Below are 561 nucleotides of genomic sequence, written 5' to 3'. Positions count from 1 at the left end.
TCCAGCTCGGTGGTGGCGTCCTTGCCGGTGGCGCGGGGCGTGTCCTCACCGCGGGTCGCGAAGAAGACCACGGCGCCGATGAGCGCGAGCACCACGACGCCGATGCCGAGCAGGAGGGGCAGGCGGGACTTCGGGGCCTCGATGAGGGGAATGTCGTCGGACATCGTCTTCCTTCTCGTTGCGGGCGCGACTCGTGATCGCGCCGGGGGAGCAGCCGGGTGGGCCGCAGGAGCCGCTCACTCTAAGACAACTTACTTGAGTAAGTTAATCGGGGTTGGTGGACCCGATGGTGGTGACAAGGAAGGCAGGCGCGAGGTCATTCCCTGATGTGACCGGGCAGACATTCGAGCTCTCGAAGTCCCGGCCCGAAAATCCCGTTGTGTCAGAACGGGAGCCGACCTACCGTTGTCGCACACGGGAAAGGAGGTGGTCCGAAGAATGATTTCTTTGAGGACGCGTGAGGTGGCTGCCCGCTAGCAGCCCACAGCAGAACCGTTTGGGCTGCTGGTGAAAACAACGCAGCCACCCGACCCGCAGGTGCACCGGGACGTCCCCCGGTCA

This window comes from Nocardioides sp. CPCC 206348, assembly GCF_048654705.1.
GTDB lineage: Bacteria > Actinomycetota > Actinomycetes > Propionibacteriales > Nocardioidaceae > Nocardioides.
This window is presented reverse-complemented; position numbering follows the sequence as displayed.